The organism is Acidovorax sp. GW101-11A03, from assembly GCF_059424825.1.
Genome location: NZ_JBWKZU010000001.1, coordinates 82,359 through 106,457 on the forward strand (window position 1 = coordinate 82,359; position 24,099 = coordinate 106,457).

The 24,099-nt window shown below is 67.1% G+C and carries 24 protein-coding genes; 15 read left to right on the forward strand and 9 right to left on the reverse strand.

Annotation, left to right across the window (positions count from 1 at the left end):
* Positions 1-29: 29 nt before the first annotated feature.
* The 4 genes from dnaN (at position 30) to AC07Z7_RS00375 (ending at position 5,222) form a co-directional block, all read left to right on the forward strand.
* Positions 30-1,148, forward strand: coding sequence for a DNA polymerase III subunit beta (gene dnaN / locus AC07Z7_RS00360; RefSeq protein WP_063461436.1), 1,119 nt, complete (start codon positions 30-32; stop codon positions 1,146-1,148).
* Positions 1,149-1,302: 154 nt separating this feature from the next.
* Positions 1,303-3,909 carry a DNA topoisomerase (ATP-hydrolyzing) subunit B gene (gene gyrB, locus AC07Z7_RS00365; protein WP_494764925.1) on the forward strand — a complete coding sequence of 869 codons (2,607 nt, stop codon included), beginning with the start codon at positions 1,303-1,305 and terminating at the stop codon, positions 3,907-3,909.
* A 29-nt stretch (positions 3,910-3,938) separates the two neighbouring features.
* Positions 3,939-4,772: a protein NO VEIN domain-containing protein gene (locus AC07Z7_RS00370; RefSeq protein ID WP_494764926.1), complete on the forward strand. Its 834-nt coding sequence runs from the start codon at positions 3,939-3,941 to the stop codon at positions 4,770-4,772.
* Positions 4,773-4,808: 36 nt separating this feature from the next.
* Complete coding sequence (locus AC07Z7_RS00375) at positions 4,809-5,222, forward strand: YkgJ family cysteine cluster protein (RefSeq protein ID WP_494764927.1); 414 nt, start codon at positions 4,809-4,811, stop codon at positions 5,220-5,222.
* A gap of 77 nt (positions 5,223-5,299) precedes the next feature.
* Here AC07Z7_RS00375 and AC07Z7_RS00380 read toward each other — a convergent pair whose 3' ends face one another.
* The 5 genes from AC07Z7_RS00380 to AC07Z7_RS00400 form a co-directional block, all read right to left on the reverse strand.
* A complete protein-coding gene (locus AC07Z7_RS00380) occupies positions 5,300-6,940 on the reverse strand; it encodes an AMP-binding protein (RefSeq protein ID WP_494764928.1) in 1,641 nt (546 codons plus the stop codon).
* Positions 6,941-6,987: 47 nt separating this feature from the next.
* Positions 6,988-8,310, reverse strand: coding sequence for a serine hydrolase domain-containing protein (locus AC07Z7_RS00385; protein WP_494764929.1), 1,323 nt, complete (start codon positions 8,308-8,310; stop codon positions 6,988-6,990).
* Positions 8,311-8,382: 72 nt separating this feature from the next.
* On the reverse strand, positions 8,383-8,955 hold the full coding sequence (locus tag AC07Z7_RS00390; RefSeq protein WP_494764930.1) for a thioredoxin family protein: 573 nt from the start codon (positions 8,953-8,955) through the stop codon (positions 8,383-8,385).
* 37 nt (positions 8,956-8,992) lie between these two features.
* Positions 8,993-9,721, reverse strand: coding sequence for a cytochrome c biogenesis CcdA family protein (locus AC07Z7_RS00395; protein ID WP_494764931.1), 729 nt, complete (start codon positions 9,719-9,721; stop codon positions 8,993-8,995).
* Complete coding sequence (locus AC07Z7_RS00400; protein ID WP_494764932.1) at positions 9,718-10,248, reverse strand: DUF2147 domain-containing protein; 531 nt, start codon at positions 10,246-10,248, stop codon at positions 9,718-9,720. The genes AC07Z7_RS00395 and AC07Z7_RS00400 overlap by 4 nt, the downstream gene beginning before the upstream one ends.
* 179 nt (positions 10,249-10,427) lie before the next feature.
* On the opposite strand from AC07Z7_RS00400, the gene AC07Z7_RS00405 reads away from it, so the two are divergent.
* From AC07Z7_RS00405 to AC07Z7_RS00415, 3 genes are read left to right on the forward strand one after another with little or no spacing between them, the layout of a single operon-like run.
* Complete coding sequence (locus tag AC07Z7_RS00405; RefSeq protein WP_494764933.1) at positions 10,428-11,186, forward strand: response regulator; 759 nt, start codon at positions 10,428-10,430, stop codon at positions 11,184-11,186.
* Positions 11,183-12,505 (forward strand): ATP-binding protein, encoded by a 1,323-nt coding sequence (locus AC07Z7_RS00410; protein ID WP_494764934.1) that lies wholly within the window; start codon positions 11,183-11,185, stop codon positions 12,503-12,505. Before AC07Z7_RS00405 ends, AC07Z7_RS00410 begins: the two co-directional genes overlap by 4 nt.
* A 30-nt stretch (positions 12,506-12,535) precedes the next feature.
* Positions 12,536-13,342, forward strand: a complete 807-nt coding sequence (locus tag AC07Z7_RS00415) for a DUF72 domain-containing protein (RefSeq protein WP_494764935.1) — start codon at positions 12,536-12,538, stop codon at positions 13,340-13,342.
* Here AC07Z7_RS00415 and AC07Z7_RS00420 read toward each other — a convergent pair.
* On the reverse strand, positions 13,320-13,622 hold the full coding sequence (locus AC07Z7_RS00420) for an acylphosphatase (RefSeq protein WP_494764936.1): 303 nt from the start codon (positions 13,620-13,622) through the stop codon (positions 13,320-13,322). The two genes, AC07Z7_RS00415 and AC07Z7_RS00420, sit on opposite strands and share 23 nt — an antisense overlap.
* 76 nt (positions 13,623-13,698) lie before the next feature.
* Here AC07Z7_RS00420 and AC07Z7_RS00425 point away from each other — a divergent pair, with 76 nt between their 5' ends.
* The 3 genes from AC07Z7_RS00425 (at position 13,699) to AC07Z7_RS00435 (ending at position 15,689) form a co-directional block, all read left to right on the forward strand.
* On the forward strand, positions 13,699-13,944 hold the full coding sequence (locus AC07Z7_RS00425; RefSeq protein WP_252659982.1) for an ATP-binding protein: 246 nt from the start codon (positions 13,699-13,701) through the stop codon (positions 13,942-13,944).
* 81 nt (positions 13,945-14,025) lie between these two features.
* Positions 14,026-14,175, forward strand: a complete 150-nt coding sequence (locus AC07Z7_RS00430; protein ID WP_156358827.1) for a hypothetical protein — start codon at positions 14,026-14,028, stop codon at positions 14,173-14,175.
* Positions 14,176-14,297: 122 nt separating this feature from the next.
* The gene (locus AC07Z7_RS00435) at positions 14,298-15,689 is read left to right on the forward strand and encodes a homoserine dehydrogenase (RefSeq protein WP_494764937.1); all 1,392 of its coding nucleotides are present in this window, start codon (positions 14,298-14,300) and stop codon (positions 15,687-15,689) included.
* Between the two features lie 93 nt (positions 15,690-15,782).
* On the opposite strand, the gene AC07Z7_RS00440 is transcribed toward AC07Z7_RS00435, so the two are convergent.
* The gene (locus AC07Z7_RS00440; protein ID WP_494764938.1) at positions 15,783-16,418 is read right to left on the reverse strand and encodes an FMN-binding negative transcriptional regulator; all 636 of its coding nucleotides are present in this window, start codon (positions 16,416-16,418) and stop codon (positions 15,783-15,785) included.
* Between the two features lie 2 nt (positions 16,419-16,420).
* Entirely contained in the window at positions 16,421-16,900 is a 480-nt protein-coding gene (locus tag AC07Z7_RS00445; RefSeq protein ID WP_494764939.1) for an OsmC family protein, read from the reverse strand.
* 67 nt (positions 16,901-16,967) lie between these two features.
* On the opposite strand from AC07Z7_RS00445, the gene pdxR reads away from it, so the two are divergent.
* Complete coding sequence (gene pdxR / locus AC07Z7_RS00450) at positions 16,968-18,410, forward strand: MocR-like pyridoxine biosynthesis transcription factor PdxR (RefSeq protein WP_494764940.1); 1,443 nt, start codon at positions 16,968-16,970, stop codon at positions 18,408-18,410.
* A 32-nt stretch (positions 18,411-18,442) separates the two neighbouring features.
* Here pdxR and AC07Z7_RS00455 read toward each other — a convergent pair whose 3' ends face one another.
* A complete protein-coding gene (locus AC07Z7_RS00455) occupies positions 18,443-19,543 on the reverse strand; it encodes an MBL fold metallo-hydrolase (protein ID WP_494765066.1) in 1,101 nt (366 codons plus the stop codon).
* Between the two features lie 119 nt (positions 19,544-19,662).
* Between AC07Z7_RS00455 and AC07Z7_RS00460 the strand changes: the two genes are divergently transcribed.
* The 4 genes from AC07Z7_RS00460 (at position 19,663) to AC07Z7_RS00475 (ending at position 24,091) form a co-directional block, all read left to right on the forward strand.
* Positions 19,663-20,352, forward strand: a complete 690-nt coding sequence (locus AC07Z7_RS00460) for a TetR/AcrR family transcriptional regulator (protein ID WP_494764941.1) — start codon at positions 19,663-19,665, stop codon at positions 20,350-20,352.
* An 84-nt stretch (positions 20,353-20,436) separates the two neighbouring features.
* Positions 20,437-20,982, forward strand: a complete 546-nt coding sequence (locus AC07Z7_RS00465) for a gamma carbonic anhydrase family protein (protein ID WP_252659993.1) — start codon at positions 20,437-20,439, stop codon at positions 20,980-20,982.
* Positions 20,983-21,030: 48 nt separating this feature from the next.
* On the forward strand, positions 21,031-22,086 hold the full coding sequence (locus tag AC07Z7_RS00470; protein ID WP_494764942.1) for a sensor domain-containing diguanylate cyclase: 1,056 nt from the start codon (positions 21,031-21,033) through the stop codon (positions 22,084-22,086).
* Positions 22,087-22,180: 94 nt separating this feature from the next.
* Positions 22,181-24,091, forward strand: a complete 1,911-nt coding sequence (locus AC07Z7_RS00475) for a B12-binding domain-containing radical SAM protein (protein ID WP_494764943.1) — start codon at positions 22,181-22,183, stop codon at positions 24,089-24,091.
* Positions 24,092-24,099 lie beyond the last annotated feature (8 nt).

Consider the following 24,099-nt stretch of genomic DNA (forward strand, 5'->3'; position numbering starts at 1 on the left):
CGTTCCAAAAACCACAAGAGGTTGAAGACATGATCGTCCTGAAGGCAACACAAGACAAGGTTCTCGCGGTACTGCAGTCCGTGGCTGGCATCGTCGAGCGCCGGCACACGCTGCCCATCCTGGCCAATGTGCTGATCCGCAAGACGGGCAATGCCCTGCAGCTGACGACCAGCGACCTCGAAATCCAGATCCGCACCACCGCCGAGCTGGGCGGCGACACCGGCGACTTCACCACCACCGTGGGTGCGCGCAAGCTCATCGACATCCTGCGCACCATGCCCGGCGACCAGACCGTGAGCCTGGAGTCGCAGCAGTCCAAGCTGGTGCTCAAGGGTGGCAAGAGCCGCTTCACGCTGCAAAGCCTGCCCGCCGAAGACTTCCCGCTGGTACAGGAATCCGCCGCCTTCGGCCCCGTGTTTGCCGTGCCCCAAAAGACGCTGAAGGACCTGCTGGGCCAGGTGTCGTTTGCGATGGCCGTGCAGGACATCCGCTATTACTTGAACGGCATCCTCTTCGTGGCCGAAGGCAAGCAGCTCAGCCTGGTCGCCACCGACGGCCACCGCCTGGCGTTTGCCAGCGCCACGCTGGATGTGGAAGTGCCCAAGCAGGAAGTCATCCTGCCGCGCAAGACTGTGATTGAGCTGCAGCGCCTGCTGAGTGACGCGGGCGGCGAAAACCAGCCCCACATCGAGATGCAGTTTGCCAACAACCAGGCGAAGTTCACCTTTGGCGGCATGGAGTTCGTCACCAAGCTGGTCGAGGGCAAGTTCCCCGACTACAACCGCGTGATCCCCAAGAACCACAAGAACAGCATCACGCTCGGCCGCGCGCCGCTGCTGGCCAGCCTGCAGCGCACCGCCATCATGACCAGCGACAAGTTCAAGGGCGTGCGCCTGAACCTGGAGCCCGGCACCCTGCGCGTGGCGTCCAACAACGCCGAGCAGGAGGAGGCCGTGGACGAGCTCGACATCGACTACGGTGGCGACACCATCGAAATCGGCTTCAACGTGACCTACCTCATCGACGCCCTGGCCAACATGGGCCAGGACATGGTGAAGGTGGAGCTGTCGGACGGCAACAGCTCTGCGCTGATGACCATCCCCGACAACGACAGCTTCAAGTATGTGGTGATGCCCATGCGCATCTGAGGCGACCCCTCCCACCTGCCGCACAGCCACGCAGCCGAACCCTGTTTACTATCGTATTGATAGCTACTAGCGCTTACTGGATAGGCGGTAGAGCCCAATTTGACCATTGAAACTATTGGAAACCCACCGGTTTCCACGGACCCCAAGGCCCACCATGACCGCTGACAACAACCTGCCCGAGCAAGAACCTACCGGCACGGGTGAGCCTGTTCCCAACAAGATCGACACCAACCAGGCCGGTGCGAGCGAAAGCTATGGCGAAGGCGCCATCACCATCCTTGAAGGGCTGGAGGCCGTGCGCAAGCGCCCCGGCATGTACATCGGCGACACGAGTGACGGCACCGGCCTGCACCATCTGGTGTTCGAGGTGGTCGACAACTCCATCGACGAAGCCCTGGCCGGCCACTGCGACGACATCGTCGTCACCATCCACACCGACAACTCCATCAGCGTCACCGACAACGGCCGGGGCATCCCCACCGGCGTGAAGATGGACGACAAGCACGAGCCCAAGCGCAGTGCCGCCGAAATTGCCCTGACCGAGCTGCACGCGGGCGGCAAGTTCAACCAGAACAGCTACAAGGTGTCCGGCGGCCTGCACGGCGTGGGCGTGAGCTGCGTGAACGCGCTCAGCAAATGGCTGCGCCTGACCGTGCGCCGCGAAGGCAAGGTGCACCAGATCGAATTTGCACGCGGCTTTGTGCAAGACCGCCTGCTGTCCACCGTGGACGGCTTTGAAGTCAGCCCCATGAAGGTGACCGGCGAGACCGAAAAGCGCGGCACCGAGGTGCACTTCCTGCCCGATACGGAAATCTTCAAAGAGAACAACGACTTCCACTACGAGATCCTGGCCAAGCGCCTGCGCGAACTCTCCTTTTTGAACAACGGCGTGCGCATTCGCCTGAAAGACGAGCGCAGCGGCAAGGAAGACGACTTCTCCGGTGCGGGTGGCGTGCGCGGCTTTGTCGAGTTCATCAACAAAGGCAAGACGGTGTTGCACCCCACCTCGTTCTACGCAGCCGGTGAACGCCCGGCCGAAACGTATGGCGGCATCCCCGGCACGCACATCGGCGTCGAAGTCGCCATGCAGTGGAACAGCGCGTACACCGAGCAAGTGCTGTGCTTCACCAACAACATTCCCCAGCGTGACGGCGGCACCCACCTGACCGGCCTGCGCGCCGCGATGACCCGCGTCATCAACAAGTACATCGAAGAAAACGAGCTGGCCAAGAAGGCCAAGGTCGAAGTCACCGGCGACGACATGCGCGAAGGCCTGTGCTGCGTGCTGAGCGTGAAGGTGCCCGAGCCCAAGTTCAGCAGCCAGACCAAGGACAAGCTGGTGTCGAGCGAAGTGCGCGCGCCGGTGGAAGACATCGTGGGCAAGCTGCTCACCGACTACCTGCAGGAAAAGCCCAACGACGCCAAGATCATCTGCGGCAAGATCGTGGAAGCCGCCCGCGCCCGCGAGGCCGCGCGCAAGGCCCGCGAAATGACGCGCCGCAAGGGCGTGCTCGACGGCATGGGCCTGCCCGGCAAGCTGGCCGACTGCCAGGAAAAAGACCCCGCGATGTGCGAGATCTATATCGTCGAGGGTGACTCCGCTGGAGGCTCTGCCAAGCAGGGCCGCGACCGCAAATTCCAGGCCATCCTGCCCCTGCGCGGCAAGATCCTGAACGTGGAAAAGGCCCGCTACGAAAAGCTGCTGACCAGCAACGAAATCCTTACGCTGATCACGGCCCTGGGCACCGGCATCGGCAAAGCCGGTGGCACCACCGGGGGTGATGACTTCGACGTGGCCAAGCTGCGCTACCACCGCATCATCATCATGACCGACGCCGACGTGGACGGCGCCCACATCCGCACCCTGCTGCTGACCTTCTTCTACCGCCAGATGCCCGAGCTGGTCGAGCGCGGCCACATCTACATCGCCCAGCCGCCGCTGTACAAGGTGAAGGCGGGCAAGGAAGAGCTGTACCTCAAAGACGGCCCCGCGCTCGACGGCTTCTTGCTGCGCATTGCGCTGAACCACGCGAGCGTGAGTACCGGCGGCGCCAACCCGCAAGTGCTGGCGGGCGACACCCTGGCCGAACTGGCGCGCAAGCACCAGGTGGCCGAGAGCGTGATCCACCGCCTGTCCAACTTCATGGACCAGGAAGCCCTGCGCGCCGTGGCCGACGGCGTGAGCCTGAAGCTCGACACCGTGGCCGAGGCCGAAGCCAGCGCCGTGGCCCTGCAGATCAAGCTGCGCGAGCTGAACACCACCGGCACCCCCGCCGAAGTGGCGGGTGAGTTCGACGCCCGCACCGACAAACCCATCCTGCGCATCAGCCGCCGCCACCACGGCAACGTCAAGAGCAGCGTCATCACGCAAGACTTTGTGCACGGCGCCGACTACGCCGCTCTGGCCGAAGCCGCCGACACCTTCCGTGGCCTGCTGGGCGAGGGCGCCAAGGCCCTGCGCGGCGAAGGCGACAAGCAGAAGGAAGAAAAGGTCAGCGACTTCCGCCAGGCCATGAAGTGGCTCATCAGCGAAGCCGAACGCACCACCAGCCGCCAGCGCTACAAGGGCCTGGGCGAAATGAACCCCGAGCAGCTCTGGGAAACAACGATGGACCCCAATGTGCGCCGCCTGCTGCGCGTGCAGATTGACGATGCGATCGAGGCGGATCGGGTGTTCACGATGCTGATGGGGGATGAGGTGGAGCCGCGCCGGGATTTCATTGAGACGAATGCGCTGCGGGCGGGAAATATTGACGTTTGATGTAGCTAGCCAACTTGGTTAAACCAGCCATGGACTGGTCTCGGGCCGAGGTTGAGGTGGTTGTTGCCGACTACCTCAAGATGCTCAGTCTTGAACTGGCTGGTCAGACCTACAGCAAGGCTGCGCACCGTCGCGTCTTGCTTGAAAAGCTCAATGGCCGCTCCGAAGGTTCTGTTGAATTCAAGCACTGCAATATCAGCGCAGTGCTGATCCATCTGGGTTGCCCGTATCTGCGCGGATATCAACCACGAGCCAACTACCAACGTCTGCTGCGTGAAGTAGTGGAGCTACAAGTTGACCAGTCCACTGCCCTGGATTCACTGGCGCTTGCGGCTGCGCACCTGCCAGCAGTACCCCCGGAAATTATCGATTTCTCCAGAGTTGAAACCAAAGCGCCGCTAAAGCAACATCGTGTCGGCGAGACAAGTCCACACTACGGCAACCCACCCGTCAAACGGGACTACCTTGCGATCGAGTCCCGCAATCGCTCGTTAGGTCAAGCTGGCGAAGAGTTCGTTTTTCGGTACGAGCAATGGAGACTGGCGCATATCGGCAAGCGCGATTTGGCTGAACGGGTGGAGCATGTCTCGCAAACAAAGGGGGATGGCCTTGGCTACGACATCCTGTCTTTCGATGCGAATGGTCGCGAGCGATTCATTGAAGTGAAAACCACTGCGTTTGGCAAGGACACACCGTTTTTCATATCCAAGAATGAATTGCATTTCTCCCGAAACGCGGGTACTGACTTCACCCTATGCCGCCTGTTTGAATTTCGGCAGACTCCAAAGTTGTTCTCTTTGAAGGGCGCACTGGATCAGCACTGTGACCTGGACCCTGTCACATATCGCGCTAGCTTTTCTTAGTCCTACCGCACGCCGCACGCCATTTGCCTCACCCCCATGCGCTCCCCCATCTCCATCGTTGACGTAGACCGCCTGGACACCTGGACCCGCTACCGCCCAGGCCTGTGCGACACCTGCGCGGCCAACTGCTGCACCATGCCGCTGGAGGTCCAGCTGTCGGACCTGGTGCGGCTGGAACTGGTGGACCCGTTCGAGGCCGAGCATGAGGAAATCCGCCACATTGCCAAGCGGCTGCAAAAGGCGCGGCTGATCGACCACTTCAACCACAAGAACGCGATCTTCACGATGGCGCGGCGGGCGAGTGGGGACTGCAACTTTCTCGACTCCACAACGCGGCTGTGCACGGTGTATGACAAGCGGCCCGAGACCTGCCGCCTGCACCCGCAGAAGAAGAGCCCCAAGCCGGGTTACTGCGCCTATGGGGCGCGGGATTTGCAGCGGCGGGGCTGATAACCCACACGCGCTGAGGTGGCTCGCACCTCTCATCTGCGCAAGCCCGCCGCCTCAGAAACCGCCGCTCCCTGCGCTCATGCCATGTCGCGCAGCTCGCGGCGCAAGATCTTGCCAACGCTGGACTTGGGCAGGGCCTCCACAAACACGATCTGCCGGGGCACCTTGTAGGCGGTGAGCGCGGCGCGGCAGTGGGCTGCGATGTGGTCTGCACCCACCGGTGGCGCAGTGCCCGCCGCGCGCACCACATACAGCCTCAGTGTCTCGCCCGTTTTCTCGTCCGGCACGCCGATGCAGGCGCATTCCAGCACGCCGGGGCACGCGGTGGCCACGGCTTCAACTTCGTTGGGAAAGACGTTGAAGCCTGAGACGATGACCATGTCCTTCTTGCGGTCCACGATCTTGAGGAAGCCGCGCTCGTCCAGCTGGCCGATGTCGCCGGTGCGGAAGTAGCCATCGGGCGTGAAGGCGGCTGCGTTGGCCTCGGGCTGCTGCCAGTAGCCGCCCATGACCTGGGGGCCTTTCACGCAGACCTCGCCGGGCTGGCCCAGGGGCACGGGGTGGCCCTGGTCGTCCAGCAGCCGCACGTCGGTGGAGGGCAGGGGCAGGCCGGTGCTGCCGCTGAACGCAGTGACCGATGCGGGGTTGAAGGCCACCACAGGGCTGGTCTCGCTCAGGCCGTAGCCTTCGCGGATGAACTGGCCGGTGATGGCCTGCCAGCGGGCGGATACCGAGGGCAGGATGGCTGCGCCACCGCCGCCCGCCAGCCGCAGGTTGGAGAAATCCACGCCCTGCGTGCCGGGGTGCCCCGCCAGCCCGGCATACAGCGTGTTGACGCCCATGAACACGCTGGGGCGCGCAGCCTTCAGCACATCGATCAGCGCGTCCAGGTCGCGCGGGTTGGGCACCAGCCAGTTGCGTGCACCCACCGCAAAGTAGCTGACCAGGTTCACCATGAGCGCGAAGATGTGATACAGCGGAATGGCTGTAACGACTACCTCCTGCGCGGGGCGCAGGGCATCGGGTACGAAGGCCTTGAACTGCTCCACATTGGCCACCAGGTTGCGGTGCGTGAGCATGGCGCCCTTGGACAGGCCTGTGGTGCCCCCGGTGTACTGCAGGAACAGCAGGTCGCTTCCCTCCAGTACGGGCGGCGCAAAAGGCAAGGTGGCGCCTTCGGCCAGGGCGCGCGCAAACGAGGTGGTGGTGTGCAGGTGCGCATCCACCGGCGGCCCGGGCAGGTCGGCTGCGGTGCCGTCGCCGGGCGCCACGGTGATGATGCTGTGCAGCTCTACCCGGTCCTGGATGGCGGCCAGGGTCGCAGTAGACCCTACATAGATCACCATCACCCTCGCTCCTGCGTCCTGGAGCTGGTACTCCAGCTCGCGCGGGGTGTACAGGGGGTTCACATTGACCTGCACACAGCCCGCGCGCGCAATGCCGAGCATGGCGATGGGAAACGCCATCAGGTTCGGGCACATCACGGCAATGCGGTCGCCCTTGCGCACGCTCAGCACGTTCTGCAGGTAGGCCGCAAACGCGCGGGATTGCTGGTCTACATGCGCATAGGTCAGCGTCTGGCCCAGGCAGGTGAATGCTGGCCGGTGCGCGTAGCGCTGCATGGCGGCACACAGCAGGTGCACGATGCTGGGATGGCTGTCGGGATCGATGTGGGCAGGGATGGCGCCGTAGCTGGCCAGCCAGGGTTGGGGGGACATGGTGAAACGGTCCTCGATGAGGGTGGAGCAACTACGTGCGGGCAGGCTCAGCGCACGGCCTTGGCCAGTGCGGCAAAGGCTTGCCGGTCCAGCGCGTGGGTGAAGGCGGTGTTGGGCACGGGGTGGGTGGAGAGCTTCACCACCACCAGCTCGGCCGCCGGGTTGATGTGGATGTGCTGGCCCATCAGGCCCTTGGCTTCGAAGCTGCCATCGGCATCGTGGGGAATCCACCACTGGTTGTGGTACGAGTAGCCCGCGCGCATGGCGGTGCCGGGGGCCTTGCTGAACTTGGCGGGGTCGGCGCCCTTGCGCAGCTCGGCAATGGTGGCGGGCGAGACGATCTGCTGCCCGTTGAAGCGGCCGTTGGAGCGCAGCATCTCGCCCAGGCGGCCCAGGTCGCGCAGGGTGGCGTTCACGCCCACGCTGGTGGACTGGCCGCCGTTGGCGTCGGCAAACACATACGCGTCCTCCTGCGCGCCCAGCTTGGACCAGATGCGCTCGGACAACAGCGTGGCGTAGCTCTTGCCGGTGACGCGCTGCAGCAGCCAGCCCAGAACTTCCGTGTCCACCGATTTGTAGGCAAACGCGGTGCCGTGCTCGCCTTCCTTCTGCACGGTGGGCAGGTGCTCGGCCATGCTCTTGGCCACGGTGATGCCGGGGGGCGCGGGCTGCAGGCCGGCAGCGGCCAGGTACTGGAACACGCCCGAGGTGGGGTCGGCAAAGTTCTCGGCGTATTTCACGCCGGTGGTCATGTCCAGCGCCTGCTGCACGGTGGCATCGGCCCAGGCGCTGGTGGCCAGCTCGGGCAGGTAGCGCGGGATGAGTGCGTTAGCGTCGATGGCGCCTTCCTGGATGAGTTCGGTCACCAGCAGACCCACCAGCGACTTGCTCATGGACCACAGCACATGCGGCTGCTGGGGCTGCATGCCAATGTGATAACGCTCGTACACCACGCGGCCCCGGTGCAGCACCAGCAGGGCGTCGGTGTAGGTGGCTTTCTGCCAGTCGGCCAGCGTGGTGGGCGCGCCCTTGTCGTCGGCAAACGCCAGGGTGTCGGGCAGGGCACGCGGCGCTGCGGGCAGTGCGCTGGGCGCTGCAGCACCGCGCCAGATGGTGGCCGTGGGCCCCAGTTCGCGCAGGTGTTGCGCGGCCCAGCGCACGTTGGGGTACTTGAGGATGTTGGCCAGCCGCACGATCTTGTCGGGCGCCGGGGGGAAGCCCTGCATCAGCTGCAGGGTCACGGGGTGGGTGGCATCCGGCTGCGGTAGCTGCGGGGCCTGGGCCTGGCTGGCCGGGGCCGCGCCCAGCAGGGTGCAGGCCAGGGCGACGGCAGAAAACGAGTGGGTCAGGTGGCGAGGAAAGGGGCGCATGGTGAAAAGACCTCTGTCAAAAAGTTGTAGGAAAGGGAAGAACAAACAAGGAGGCGGAAGCCATCGGGCGGCTCAGCCCCTGGCCGCCAGCAGCGTGCGGATCACGCTCTCGGTGCGCTCGTATTCGCCTTCGCCAAAGTGCTTGTAGCGAATGCGACCCTGCGCATCGATGAGGTAGGTGGCAGGCCAGTACTGGTTGCTGTAGGCCTTCCAGGTGCCGTAGCGGTTGTCCTGGGCCACGGGGTGCTTCACGCCGTAGCGGCGCATGGCCGCTTCGACGTTGCTGGCCGAGCGCTCGAACGGAAACTCGGGCGTATGCACGCCCACCACCGTGAGGCCCTGGGGCGTGTACCGCTCGGCCCAGCGGTTCACATGGGGCAGGGTGCGGATGCAGTTGATGCAGGCGTACGTCCAGAAGTCCACCAGCACCACGCGGCCGCGCAGCTGGGCCAGGCTCAGCGGTTCGGAGTTGAGCCAGCGCTCAATGCCGGTGAACTCGGGCGCAGCGCCCAGGTCGGGCAACGCTGCGGCGGGGCTGGCGGGGCCCGCTGCATACGCCAAGCCAGGGGCGGCCAGCGCAGCGGCCATTGACGCCAGGAAAGTGCGGCGCTCGGAAAAGCGCGATGAAGAGGGGTGCAATGTCATGGTGAAAGCTCCTTGCAATCGAGTGGGGTGTCGCCCCTTACAGGCCGCCCCAGCCCGAGGGATAAAACTGCGTGAGCCAGGCGGTGATCTGCCCATCCACCTCCCACAGCATGGCCAGCGCGACGGCAATAACCACCACGCCAAACACCTGCTGCACGCGGTGCGCGTGGCGCGCAATGCGGCGCACGTGGGTGGCAGCAGCCTGGCCGCCGTAGGCAATGGCCAGCATGGGCAGTGCTGCGCCGGTGGAATACGCCAGCAGCAGTACGGCGGTGCCCACCCCCGGTGGCTCGGTGGCGATGAGGGTGAGGATGGAGGCGAGCACAGGCCCGGCGCAGGGTGTCCAGACCGCGCCCAGGCTCAGGCCCAGCAGCAGTCCGCCCCAGTTGCCGCCCCCGCTGCCCATGCCCAGGCTGGCCAGGCGGCTGAGCACGCCGCCCGCATATTGGCTGAGCCACTGGAACGGCCGGGGCCACACGGTGAGCAGCCCAAACACCAGCAGCATCAGAGCGGCCAACCGGCGCAGGCCTTCTTGCGACACACCGAGCACCTGCGTGAAGCTGCTGAACAGCAGCGCCACCGCAGCGAACGACAGCGCAAAACCCAGCGCGATGAACAGCGGGCGTGTGCGCTGCGCAGCACCACCGCCGCCCACCGACGCACCCAGCACCACCGGCAACATGGGCAGCACGCAGGGCGCGCCCACGGTGAGCATGCCGGCGGCCACGGCCAGCCAGGGTGAGGTGGTGGAGATGGCCATCGTCATTGCGCGCCCCCGTGCTCGGCGGCCGGGCGGCGCCACACCTGTGTCTTGCCAAACAGCGGGATGCCCACGTAGGCGCGCACCAGCAACTGGTCGGGCTCGGCCGGGGTGAGGTGGGCGCGGTAGGTCTTGGCGTTCTCGCGGTTGTAGATCTCGCCCTGGTATTCGCTGTTGCCGCCTTCGGCTGCGCGCAGGCCCGACAGCAGAATCATGCCCAGTGCAGGCCGCGCGTCGGCTGCCGCCATGTCGGTGCCCGGCGCGCTCATGGAGCGGTTGACCAGCACACGCACCACCTTGCCACACAGGGTGTTGCCCCCGCCAGCGTTGCACGGGGCGATGTTCACCTCCAGGTTGCCGCTTTCGGTGATCCAGCGGCCCAGAGGGGCCTTGGGCTGGGATACAGGCTCAGAGGTGGGTTGGGATGTGGGTTGTGCGGCAGCGGTGGGCCGCGCCTTGGTGGCCTCTTGCGCGCTGGCGGCGTGCGCCAGGCCCAGGGCCAGCAAGGCGGCCACGGCGATGGATGGTTTCATGGCAAGGTCCTCGTGATGTTCAGGAAGACCACATTGAAGCCAGCGCAGGTATCGGCGATTTGTCTGACCAGGGGCTTTTGGTATGCGCGCTTGTCGATGCACCGGGCAGACAAGTTGAGATACATATCTGCCCACCCAGCCCATACCGCTGCACCACCAAAGCCCGGACAATGGCCGCCATGACGACGCCCGCTCCCGACCACATCCTGATCGTCGATGACGACGCCGGCATCCGCGAGCTGGCTGCCGAGTACCTGCAGCGCCAGGGCCTGCAGGTGAGTGTGGCCGCCGACGGGCGGCAAATGCGCGAGGTGCTGGCCACGCAGCGCATCGACCTGCTGATGCTGGACCTGATGCTGCCAGGCACCGACGGCATCGCGCTGTGCCGCGAGCTGCGCAGCCCTGGCGCGCCGCCGCTGCCCATCATCATGCTTACCGCACGCAGCGACGAAGCGGACCGCATCCTGGGCCTGGAGCTGGGTGCGGACGACTACCTGACCAAACCCTTCGCCGCACGCGAGCTGCTGGCGCGCATCCACGCCGTGCTGCGGCGCACGCGCATGCTGCCGCCCAACCTGGCCGTAGCCGAGCCCGCGCGCCAGCTGGCGTTTGGCGACTGGCGGCTGGACACCACGGCGCGCCACTTGCTCGATGCCACGGGCGCGGTGGTGGCGCTGTCGGGCGCTGAGTACCGCCTGCTGCGCGTGCTGCTGGACCACCCGCAGCGCATCCTCACACGCGACCAGCTGCTGCAGCTCACGCAGGGGCGCGATGCCGATGTGTTCGACCGCTCCATCGACCTGCTGGTGAGCCGCGTGCGCCAGCGGCTGGGCGATGGTGCGCGCGGCTCGCGCTACATCAAGACCGTGCGCAACGAGGGCTATGTGTTCTGCGCCGATGTGCAAGCTGCACCAGCGCCCCAGGAGACTGCGCCATGACGCTGCGCGGGTGGCCGCGCTCGCTGTTCGGGCGCATCCTGCTGGTGCTGGCGCTGGGCCTGGCGCTGGCGCATGCGCTGACCTTTGTGCTGGCGTTTACGGAGCGCAGCATGACCATGCGACGGGCCATGGTGTCGTATTTCGCGAGCGACGTGGCCAGCTCGGTCGCCATGCTGGAACGGCTGCCTGCCACCGAGCGCGCACAGTGGGTGGACCGGTTGGCGCGCCGCAACTACCGTTTTGCGCTGGCCGAACCGCTGGACGCACCTGCCGACCCGTCCCAGCTGGCCCGCCTCGTTGCCAGCGCTGTGGCGGCCACACTGCCCACTGACCGCCCGGTGCAGGTGATCGACCCCCATGTGCCGGGCATCGAGCTGCGGCTGCAACTGCGCCTAGCCGACGGTACGCCCCTGGCCGTGGACATGGACGAGCCCCGGCTGCAGATATCGCCCTGGGTGCTGGGCGCGCTGGCGCTGCAGCTGGCGCTGCTGGTGGGCCTGTGCGCCTGGGCCGTGCGTGCAGCCACGCGGCCCCTGAACACGCTGGCCGATGCGGCCGATGCGCTCGGCGCCGACCGCCCCACCGTGCCGCTGGTTGAAGACGGCCCGCGCGAAGTGGTGCGCGCCGCCGTTGCCTTCAACCATATGCAGCAGCGCATTCAGGCGCACCTGCAAGAGCGCATGCAGATCCTGGCCGCCGTCTCGCACGACCTGCAGACCCCCATCACCCGGCTGCGCCTGCGCGCCGACCTGCTGGACGACCCCGTGCTGCAGGGCAAGCTGCACGCCGACCTGGCCGAGATGCAGTCGCTGGTGGAGGAGGGCATTGCCTACGCACGCTCATCCCAGGCCGTGCGCGAGCCCCCGCAGCGTGTGGATCTGCGCGCGCTGGTGGAGAGCATTGCGTGCGACTACGCCGATGCGGGCCTGCCGGTGCAGCTGCTGCACGCCGTGGACGTGACCTGCGACACCCGCCCGCAGGCGCTGCGCCGCCTGCTGTGCAACCTGGTGGACAACGCGCTCAAGTTTGCAGGCGCCGCCGAGCTGACGCTGGAGGTGGAGAGGCCAGGCCAGTGCCTGGTGCGCGTCATCGATCATGGGCCTGGCATCCCCCCGGCGGACCTCGCCGCCGTGCTGCAGCCCTATGTGCGGCTGGAGGATTCGCGCAACCGGGGCACGGGCGGCACCGGCCTGGGCCTGGCGATTGCGAACGAGCTGGCCCAGGCCCTGGGCGGCCGCCTGGTGCTGGGGCCGCGCGCGGACGGCGCGCAGGGACTGGAGGCGCGGGTGGAGCTGCCAGGCACGCCGCTGCTACAGTGACCGGTCCGTGGACTCCTGAAGGACAGCACCGTGGACACCTCTGCCAGCAACCGCGAGCCCAGCGACAGCACCCCACGCATCTGCGTTGGCATTGGCGGCTGGACCTTCGAGCCCTGGCGCGGCAGCTTCTACCCCGCAGGGCTGGCGCACAGCAAGGAGCTGCAATACGCCAGCCGACAACTCACGGCGATCGAGGTCAACGGCACCTACTACAGCACCTTCAAACCACCCACCTTTACCAAGTGGCGCGATGAAACGCCCGAAGGCTTTGTGTTCTCACTCAAGGCCAACCGCTTTGCCACGCACCGGCGCGTGCTGGCCGAGGCGGGCGATTCGATCGCACGGTTTGTCGACAGTGGCATCTCGGAACTGAAGGACAAGCTCGGGCCCATCGTGTGGCAATTCATGCCGACCAAGGTGTTTGAGCCGGGCGACTTTGAGGCCTTTCTGGCCCTGCTGCCGCAGCAGGTGGATGGCCTGAGGCTGCGCCACGCGCTGGATGTGCGCCACCCGAGTTTTGCGACGCCAGCATTTGTGGCGCTGGCGCGCCGCTATGGCTGCGTGCCTGTGTACACCGACTCCGACCAGTTTCCCGCCATCGCGGATGCTGAGGCCGACTTTGCCTACCTGCGGCTGATGCGCAGCCAGGCCGATGTGCCCACGGGCTACACGCCCGATGCGATTGCGCAATGGGCGCAGGGCGTGCGCACTTGGACCAGCGGCGAGTGGTCACGCGATGTGTTTGTGTACTTCATCAACGGCGCCAAGGAACGGGCACCGGCAGGGGCGATGGAGTTGCTGCGGCAGCTGGGCGCTACACCGTCTCGCGCTGAGTGAAGCCCTGCGGGGCCTCGCCCCCATCGGGCACATTGCCCACCACCACGCGGTCCACACGCGCATGTTCCGGCCCCTGGTGCGCCCAGTCGATGAGGGCCCGCACGGCAGGCTCCGGACCCCAGGCGCACGCTTCCACGCGGCCATCCTGGCGGTTGCGCACCCATCCCGTCACGCCCAGGCGTGATGCGGCCTGCACCATGGACCAGCGGTAGCCCACGCCCTGCACATGGCCGGTGATCAACAGATGGCGGGTGATGATGGAATTGGGTTCTGCGTTCATGGCGGCACTGTAGCGTGTGCCTTGTGCCTTGTGGAGTGCAGGTTCCGGCGGCACACTGCCCACTACACGGCACCCCATGACCACTACCGCACCCAAGGCCCTGCCCACCATCAACCCCCAGCGCTGCACCGGCTGCGGCTGGTGTGTGGCGGTGTGCCCGCCGCATGTGCTGTCGCTGCAAGTGTTGGGCACGGGGCCCTGGGGCCCCAAGTGCTCCACCCTGCACGACGCGCCGGGCTGCACCGGGTGTGCGCTGTGCGCGGTGCGCTGCCCGTTCGATGCGATCCGCATGGTGCGGGTGGCGGCCACCCAAGCCCGGTGAGGCCGTTACGCCACGGGTCAACAAAGGCGCGTAAAGGCGGGTTGACAGGCCCCGGCCTGCATCCGGTACACTGCGCCCTTCATGTCGTTCACCTCCCTCCCTATCACCACCGCACGCGCCGCTGCCTTCCAAGGCATGGGCATGATGCCGCCCGCACTCACGCGGGCCAATGGTGAACAGCGGGCACTGGGTGCACGAATGATTACCACCATTACCACCGCGGCCACCTGAGCACGCGCAGGTGGCCGTTTCGGCAGCCACCTGGTGATCGCTCTCTTCTCCCCCAAGACGAATGCACGAAACCCAGCTCTGGCAGCTGGGTTTTTTTGTTTGTTCGTTAGCCGGAGAAGTCCATGTACCGCGATCCCGTCCAGTCCCTCGAAGCCCCATCGTTGCCGTCGTCCGCCACGGCCATGCGCCCTCTGCGCGTGGGCATGATTGGCATTGGCACCGTGGGCGCAGGCACCTTCCGCGTGCTGGCGCGCAACCAGGCGCTGATTGCAGGCCGCGCAGGGCGGGGCATCAAGATGGTGGTGGTCTGCGCCCGCAGCCTGGCACGTGCGATGAGCGTGGTGGGCAAGGATGTGGCCCTGACCAACGACCCGATGCAGGTCGCCACGCACCCCGACGTGGATGTGCTGGTGGAGGCCGCAGGCGGCACCGGCCCCGCACGCGACTGGGTGCTGGCCGCCATCCGTGCGGGCAAGCATGTGGTCACCGCCAACAAGGCGCTGCTGGCCGAGCACGGCAATGAGATCTTTGCCGCCGCGCGCCAGCACGGCGTGGCCGTGGCGTACGAAGGCGCGGTGGCGGTGAGCATCCCCATCGTGAAGGCGCTGCGCGAGGGCCTCACGGCCAACCGCATCGAGTGGGTGGCAGGCATCATCAACGGCACCACCAACTTCATCCTGAGCAAGATGCGCGAAGAAGGCGTGGGCTTTGCCGAAGCATTGGCCCAGGCCCAGGCGCTGGGCTATGCCGAGGCCGACCCGACGTTTGACATCGAGGGCATGGACGCGGCGCACAAGATCTCGCTGCTAGCGGCCAATGCGTTTGGCATGCCGGTGCGTTTTGCCGATGCGCAGGTGGAGGGCATCACCGCGCTGCAGGGCCTGGACGTGGCCTGCGCCGAGCAGCTGGGCTATCGCATCAAGCTGCTGGGCGTGGCGAAGCGGCGCAAGGAAGGTGACACCGAAGGGGTGGAGCTGCGCGTGCAGCCCGCGCTGGTGCCCGCCACGCATTTGCTGGCGCATGTGAACGGGTCCATGAACGCGGTGATGGTCAAGGGCGATGCCTCGGGCGTGACGATGTACTACGGCGCGGGGGCGGGGTCGGAGCAGACCGCGTCGGCCGTGATTGCCGACCTGGTGGATGTGGCACGACTGCAGGGCACAGAGGCCGCGCAGCGGGTGCCGCACCTGGGGTTTCACGCCGACGCGGTCAACGACAACCTGGCCGTGTTGCCGCGCGCCGCCGTGCACACGCGCCACTACCTGCGTGTGCCCGTGCACCAGGCCCAGCAGATCGAGGCCGTGGGCGCCTGGCTGGCGGCGCAGCAGGTGCCGGTGGCGCGTGTGGAGCTGGCCTGCGAAAAAACCGCGCCCAACGGCATGGGCCCGCAGGTGCTGGTGCTGACGGACGCGGTGGCGCAAAGCACCGTGGACCTGGCCGTGCATGCGCTGGCCGCACACCCCGCCGTGGCCGGGCCCGTGGCGGCGCTGCGGGTGGAGATGCTGGAGGGATGAGTGACTGTGGCAGGGAAAGTATGAACAAAAATGGCCGTTTCCGCTCGTCCATCAAGCGCAGACAGCTATCAATTCAATAGCAATCTCTGCCCGCTACGCCATCGGCCGCCCGAGCACCAGCGCCGCCATGTCCTCCGCCGCAGGCGTGCCTTCGGCCATCAGGCCCTGCACCACGCCTGCGCGGTCGGTGTCGGTGCGGTTCTGGCTCACCTTCCAGATGCCCTCCCAGCGCTCCACCGCCAGCTCGATGCCCACGATGGCGCGCAACAGCTTGTCGATGTAGTCGGGCGGCGCGTCGTCGATGCGCCAGGGGTCGGGGCGGTGGGCTTCGTGCCGCCCGCTCAGGGTGTGCAGGATGGCGCGCAGGCGCACCGGGTCGTCCACCGCGCTCAAGGTGCCGTGGGCGTGCACGGCGGCGTAGTTCCAGGTAGGCACCTGCTTGCCGTCGATGGCCTTGGACGGATACCAGCTGGGCGACACATAGGCCTGCGGGCCGTGGAACACCGCCACCGCCGTTTGCGGCAGCAGCGGCCACACACCGTTGGCACGGGCCACATGGCCAACCAGGGTGCCGTGGGGGCCGCGCGTGGGGTCCAGGTACAGCGGGATGTGGTTGACGTGTTGCGCACCTGCGTGCGCGATCACCAGCGTGGCCAGGGGCTGCGCCTGCACCAGCGCGTGCAGGGTGGCCGGTTCGGTGACTTGGAATTGCCGGTTGGGGTTGGCCATGGTCAGGCGCCTTCCACTTCGAGCACGGGCGCACAGTCGATCTGCGTCTTGACCGAGTTGGCCAGAAAACACGACGCGTGCGCGCGGTGGTGCAGGTCGTCCAGCTGGGCAGCGCTGGGCGCGTGGGCCGCGTCAAAGCATGTGACGGGGCGCAACTGCACGTGGGTGACGACCAGCTGGCCCTCTGCGTTCCTGGCCATGGTGCCCACGGCCGCGTCGGTGTAGCGGTTGAGCCGGTAGCCCGCGCGGCTGGCGAAGTCCATGAACCACAGCATGTGGCAGCTCGACAGCGCGGCGACATAGGCTTCTTCGGGGTCCACCGCCGCCGCATCGGAATACGGCAGCGGCACCACATGGGGCGACGACGACGCGGCCACGGTGGCCCCGCCATCGAACTGCCAGCGGTGGGCGCGGTGGTAGCGCTTGTCCAGGAAATCGTCGGTGCCACGGGTCCAGATGATGGTGGCGAGGTGCTCGGCCATGGTGGGAGGTCTTTCTACAATGGTTCTTCAGTTTATGGCGATGCAGCCCCATCAAAGGAACCAATTCATGCCCGTTGCCAGAGCCAATGCCCCCGGCGGCCCCACCGGTCTGCTGCGCCAGCAGGTGTACGAGCAGCTGCGCAGCGCCATCGAGCAGGGCCGCCTGCCTGCGGGCACGCGCCTGCCACCTTCGCGCGAGCAGGCGGCCAGCCGGGGCGTGGCGCGCAACACGGTGCTGTGGGCTGTACAGCGCCTGCAGGCCGAGGGCTATGTGGAGGCGCGTGTGGGCGACGGCACCTATGTCTCGCAGGCCGCAGGGACACCGCCCCCGCAAGGGCTGGTCGCACCGCCGCGCGGGCTGTCGCGGCGCGGGCAGCTCATTGCCGAGACGGCCGCGCGCTGGCGCCCGCCGCATGTGGCGGCGCGCGCGTTCCGCATCGGCGCGCCCGAGGTGGACAGCTTTCCGTTTGCGCTGTGGGACCGCCTGGCGCGCCAGGCCAGCCCCGCCCAGCGCAGCGCGCGCGCGCAGTACCTCGACCCGGCGGGCGACCCCGACCTGCGCCAGGCCATTGCGCTGTGGTTGTGGGCCTCGCGCGGCATCCGCTGCGACGTGGCGCAGGTGGTGGTGTGCTCGGGTTCGCAGCAGGGCATCGACCTGATCGCGCGGCTGCTGCTGGACGCGGGCGACGAGGTGCTGGTGGAAGACCCCGGTTACCCCGGCATCCGCGCCAGCCTGCTGGCCCATGGTGCCCAGGCGCGGCCCGTGGCGCTGGATGCGCAGGGTCTGTGCATCGGCGAAGGTGCCACGTTGTGGCCCGGCGCGCGCATGGCCGTGGTCACGCCCACGCACCAGTTCCCCACGGGCGTGGGCATGGGCCTCGCGCGGCGGCAGGCTTTGCTGCAATGGGCGCGCGCCCACGATGCCTGGGTGGTGGAGGACGACTACGACGGCGAATTCCAGTACGGCAACGCAGCCCAGCGGGTGCCCGCCTTGTGCAGCCTGCCGGGCTCGGAACGGGTGCTGTATGTGGGCACCTTCAGCAAGACCTTGCACCCCGGCCTGCGCCTGGGCTTCGTGGTGGTGCCGCCCGCGCTGGTGGAGGCCTTTGCCATGGCCCGCGCGATCACCGACCGGCATGCACCGGGCGATGCGCAGGCCGTGCTCGCGCGCTTCATTGCTGACGGCCACCTGCTGCGCCACCTGCGGCAGATGCGCGAGCTGTACCAGGTGCGTCAGCAGGTGCTGATCCATGCCCTGGCTGGCGCGAGCGATGGCGCCCTGCAGCTCACCCCCAGCGACCGGGGCATGCACCTGCTGCTGGAAAGTGCGACGGGCAGCGACGACGAGACCCTGAGCCGCAAAGCCCTCACGGCCGGGGTGATGCTGGCGCCGCTGTCGCGTTACGCCATGCAGTCACAGCGGCGCGGGTGGCTGTTTGGCTACGCGGGTTACAGCGAGGCCGAGATCGTGGGCGCCGCGCGTGTAGTGGCGCGGCTGGCGCAACTTTGAAACAAGGCCTTTGAAGCAAAGGCCCTGGTGCCTCAGGACCGCGCAGGCACGCGGGCGGCAACGCCGTTGCCCTCGGTCATCACCGCGGGGCGCGCCTGCGGCTGCGGGCCCTTCCACCACTGCATTGACAGTGCAGGCTGGCGGATGTCCAGGCGCTCGCCCATCACCGGCGCGACCAGGGGCACATGGGCTTTTTCGGCCAGGGCCGTGATGCGGTCGAACGGGTCCGTCCAGGCGTGCAGCGCCAGATCGAAAGTGCCGTTGTGGATGGGCATGAGGTGGCGGCCCTTCACGTCCAGGTGCGCCTGCAGGCTCTCCTCGGGCTGCATGTGCACGTCGGGCCACTGGGCGTCGTAGGCGCCGGTTTCGATCAGGGTCAGGTCGAACGGGCCAAAACGCTCGCCAATGGCCTTGAATCCGTCGAAATAGCCCGTGTCGCCGCTGAAGAAGATGCGCGTGTCATCGGTCTGGATCACCCACGAGGCCCACAGCGTGCGGTTGCCGTCCGACAGGCTGCGGCCCGAGAAATGCTGTGCGGGTGTTGCCACCAGCTTCACCCCGGCGATGGTGGTGCCCTGCCACCAGTCGAACTGCTGCACCTTGGCGGCGGGCACGCCCCAGCCAATCAGGCGGTCGCCCACGCCCAGCGGCGTCACAAAGTGCGCCACCTTGGGGGCGAGCTTCTGGATGGCGTCGTAGTCCAGGTGGTCGTAGTGGTCGTGCGACAGCACCACGCCGGTGATGGGCGGCAGCTCGTCGATGGCGATGGGCGGCGCGTGGAAGCGCTTGGGGCCCATGAAGGTAAACGGCGAGGCGCGCTCGGAGAACACCGGGTCGGTCAGCCAGAACTGGCCCTGCAGCTTGAGCAGCATGGTGGAGTGGCCCAGGCGCCACAGGCTCAGGTCGGGGGCCTTGAGCAGGTCTGCCTGCGTGAGCGGCAGCACCTGGGGCGGCTCTGCAGGCACGGCGTCGGCGGGCTTCTCGGTCATGAAGCGCCACATGATGGCCAGGGTCTTGGCAAAACCTGGCGCCTGGCGCGGCGCGGCGTTGCGGAACTTGCCTTCGGTGTACTGGGGCGACTGCTCGTACGAGCTTGCGGGCAGGGTGGTGCACGAAAGAATGCTGTAGGCCATGGCGATCAGGACAGTGAGGAGGACGAAGGTTCGGAGCATGGAGATGCCCTTGGAAAATTACACTGCACAGTGTAGTTCACTTTTCAAAAAAGTAAACTACTCGGTGTAAAATTTTGTCTATGACCGAGGCCCCCACCGCTCCCCCCACCCGCCTGACCGACCGCAAGCGCGACGCCATCGTGCAGGCCGCCATTGCCGAGTTCCGCGAGCATGGCTTCAGCGGCACCAGCATGGACCGCGTGGCCGCCGCGGCAGATGTGTCCAAGCGCACGGTGTACAACCACTTCCCCAGCAAGGACGAGCTGTTCGAGGCCATCCTGGACCACCTGTGGGACCGCAGCCATTCGCTGGCCGATGTGGCCTACGATGCCGCCCGCCCGCTGCGCGCGCAGCTGCTGGCGGTGCTGGAGCAGAAGATGGAGCTGCTGAACGACGCGAGCTTCATCGACCTCTCGCGCGTGGCCATCGCCGAGATGATGCACACGCCCGAGCGCGCCCAGGCCATGGTGGCGCGCCTGTCCGAAAAGGAAGAGGGCCTGCCGCGCTGGATCCGCGCCGCCCAGCAGGACGGCGCCCTGCGCGCAGGCGTGGACCCGCAGTACGCCGCACACCAGCTGCACGGCATGGTCAAGTCGTTCGCCTTCTGGCCTCAGCTGGCCATGGGGCAAGCCCCCCTTACCACCGCCGAGCAGCAGCAGGTGCTGGGCGATGCAGTGGACATGTTTCTGGGGTTCTACGCCGTGCGGCCCGCCATGGATGCCACCGGCACCACAGCCGCCCCCGCCAAGCGCGCAACCCGACGGCGCTGACTGCACCGCCCGCGCCCCGGGCAGCAGCACGGCACTCGCCGAACCCTCTCGTTTTCTCTTCCAGGGCCCCGAGCCCCACACCCCATGCCCATCGCTCCCTACCTCGATACCCAACCCACGCTGGACACCGGCGTTTTTATCCACGACTCTGCCCAGGTCATCGGCGACGTCACCCTGGGCCGCGACAGCTCGGTCTGGTGCAACGCCGTGCTGCGCGGCGATGTGAACCGCATCACCGTCGGGGTGTGCAGCAACGTGCAGGACCTCACCATGGGCCATGTCTCGCACCGCAACGCCAGCAAGCCCGAGGGCTCGCCGCTGGTCATCGGCGACTACGTCACCATCGGCCATTCGGTGATCCTGCACGGCTGCCGCATCGGCAACGAATGCCTCATCGGCATGGGCTCCATCGTGATGGACGACGCGGTGATCGAAGACCGCGTGATGCTGGGAGCGGGCAGCCTGGTGTCGCCGGGCAAGGTGCTGGAAAGCGGCTACCTCTACATCGGCCGCCCTGCGGTGCGCCAGCGCGCGCTCACCGAGGCCGAGATCGCCTACCTGAAGTATTCGGCCGAACACTATGTGCGCGTCAAGAACAACTACCTGGCCCCACCCGCACCCGGTCTTTGAACCCGGCCCTGCGGCGCGCACCATGGCCCCGGCCATAATTTCCGGCGTATGAGCGAAATTCTTGAGCAACTCTCCGAATCCGTCTCTGTGGCCCGCTCCGTCGAGGAGCTGACGCGGCCGCTGCTGGAAATGCTGGAGGCGGTGACGGGGCTGGAGTCCACCTACCTCACCTCCATCGACGAGGCCCAGGGGGTGCAGCATGTGCTGTACGCCCGCAACACCAGCGCCATGCAGATCCCCGAGGGACTCGTGGTGCCGTGGAACGACACGCTGTGCAAGCGCGCGCTGGAAGAGGGGCGCACCTTCACCGACGATGTGCCCGCCTGCTGGGGCGATTCGGGAGCCGCGCGCGACCTGGGCATCCGCACCTATGTGAGCAAGCCTGTGCGCATGGGCGACGGCGCGCTGTACGGCACGCTGTGCGCGGCCAGCACCCATGCACGCCCGCGCACGCCCGAGGCCGAACGCATCCTCACCCTGTTCGCCTACCTCATCGGCCAGCAGGTGGAGCGCGAACGGCTGATCCAGAAGCTGCTGTCTGCCAACGAGCAGCTGGCCACAGCCGCCGCCACCGACCCGCTCACCGGGCTACCCAACCGCCGCGCACTCATGGAGGCGCTGGAGCGCATGCTGGCGCAGGGGCTGCGGCGCAAGATGGGCGTGCAGATCGCGTTCATCGACCTGGATGGATTCAAGGCGATCAACGACACCCACGGCCACGCGGTGGGCGATCAGTTCCTGGTGGCCATTGCGCAGCGCCTGCGGGGCGTGCTGCGCGCCGAGGACCTGGCCGCACGCCTGGGCGGCGACGAGTTTGTAGTGATCAGCCTGAGCGCCCATGCGGGCGACGCCGCGCAGTCTGCGCAGGATATGCTCAGCCAGCGCATCACCCAGGCCACCCAGGGCCACTTTGTGCTGCAAGGCGTGGCCCTGGACTACGCTGGCGCCAGCGTGGGCGTGACCACCATCGCGCCCGGCCAGTACCACCGGGCAGAGGATGCCCTGCGCACAGCCGACCAGACCATGTACCAGGTCAAACACGCACGCCGCCAGGCCCTGGACGCATTGGCCCAGGCGCGCAGCGGAACCGCCCCCCACGGCTGACCCCGGCAACCGCCGCGCACAAGCGACAGTAGCCGCACCCCCCGCACAGAACCGGGGGCCCGGGATAATCGGGGCATACCACCCCCGAGATTCCATGGCCTCTTCCCCGTGCCGCGTGCTCTCCGTCATCCCGCCGATGACGCAGCTGAACACGCCTTACCCCTCCACCGCCTACCTCACGGGCTTTCTGCGCTCGCGGGGGATCACGGCGTTCCAGGAAGACCTGGCGCTGGCGCTGGTGCTGCGGCTGCTGTCCCCCGAGGGCCTGCAGGATGTGGCGGCGCGCGTACAAGCCTTGCCCGCCAAGCAGCGCAGCCCTGCCGTGCAGTCCTTTGCCGCACAGCAGGACCGCTACCTTGCCACCATCGGCCCGGCCATTGCCTTCCTGCAAGGGCGCGACAGCACCCTGGCCCACCGCATCGCGGGCCGCCACTACCTGCCCGAGGGGCCGCGCTTCGCGTCACTGGACGTGTATGTGGACGACGAGGGCGGCGACCCGCTGGGCTGGGCCTTTGGCGCCCTGGGCCTGCACGACAAGGCCAAGCACCTGGCCACGCTGTACCTGAACGACCTGGCCGACGTGCTGCGCGACGCGGTGGACGAGCGTTTCGAGTTTGTGCGCTATGCCGAATCGCTGGCAGGCAGCCAGCCCACGTTCGACCCGCTGGCGAATGCCTTGGCCGCACCGCCCACGCTGGTGGACGCGCTGCTGGAGCAGCTCACGCACGAGGCCGTCGCGCGCCACCAGCCCACCGTGGTGCTGCTGTCGGTGCCCTTCCCCGGCTCGGTGTACGCCGCGTTCCGCATCGCGCAGGCCATCAAGGCGCGCCACCCGCACATCGCCACCGTGCTGGGCGGCGGCTTTGTGAACACCGAACTGCGCGAGCTGGCCGACCCGCGCGTGTTTGACCACTTCGACTACGTGACGCTGGACGCGGGCGAGCGCCCATTGCTGGCGCTGCTGGAACACCTGCGCGGCGAGCGCGGCCGCCAGCGCTTGGTGCGTACCTTCTTGCGCGGTGACGATGGCGCGGTCCAGTACATCAACATGATGGAGGCCGATGTGGCCTTTGCCGAGGTGGGCACCCCCACCTGGGACGGCCTGCCGCTGGACCGCTACCTGTCGCTGCTGGACATGCTCAACCCCATGCACCGCCTGTGGAGCGATGGGCGCTGGAACAAGCTCACCGTGGCGCACGGCTGCTACTGGAAGAAGTGCAGCTTCTGCGACGTGAGCCTGGACTACATCAGCCGCTACGAGGGCGCGAGTGCCGCTGTGCTGGCAGACCGCATTGAGGAGATCGTGCGCGAGACAGGGCAGACGGGCTTTCACTTTGTGGACGAGGCTGCACCGCCCAAGGCGCTGAAGGCGCTGGCCACCGAGCTGATTGCGCGCAACGCGGGCATCAGCTGGTGGGGCAATGTGCGGTTTGAAAAAACCTTCACGCCCGAACTGGCCGATCTGCTGGCCGACAGCGGCTGCATTGCCATCTCCGGCGGGCTGGAGGTCGCGTCCGACCGGCTGCTCAACCTCATGAAAAAAGGCGTGTCGGTGGATCAGGTGGCGCGCGTGACCCGGGCCTTCACCGACGCGGGCATACTGGTGCATGCGTACCTGATGTACGGCTTTCCCACGCAGACCGTGCAGGACACCGTGGACGCGCTCGAATACGTGCGCCAGCTGTTTGCCAACGGCTGCATCCAGAGCGGCTTCTTTCACCGCTTTGCCTGCACCGTGCATTCACCCGTGGGCAAGAACCCCGAGGAGTACGGCGTGACGCTGGCGCCACTGCCGCCGGGCGACTTTGCCAAGAACGACGTGGCCTTCATCGACCCCACGGGCGTGGACCACGACGCGCTGGGCGGCGCGCTCAAGAAGGCCATCTACAACTACATGCACGGCATCGGCCTGGAGGAAGACGTGCGCAGCTGGTTCCCGTTCAAGGTGCCCAAGACGACGGTACGGCGCGACCGGATTGAGCGGGCGCTGCGCGAACGGGGATAAGCACGGAC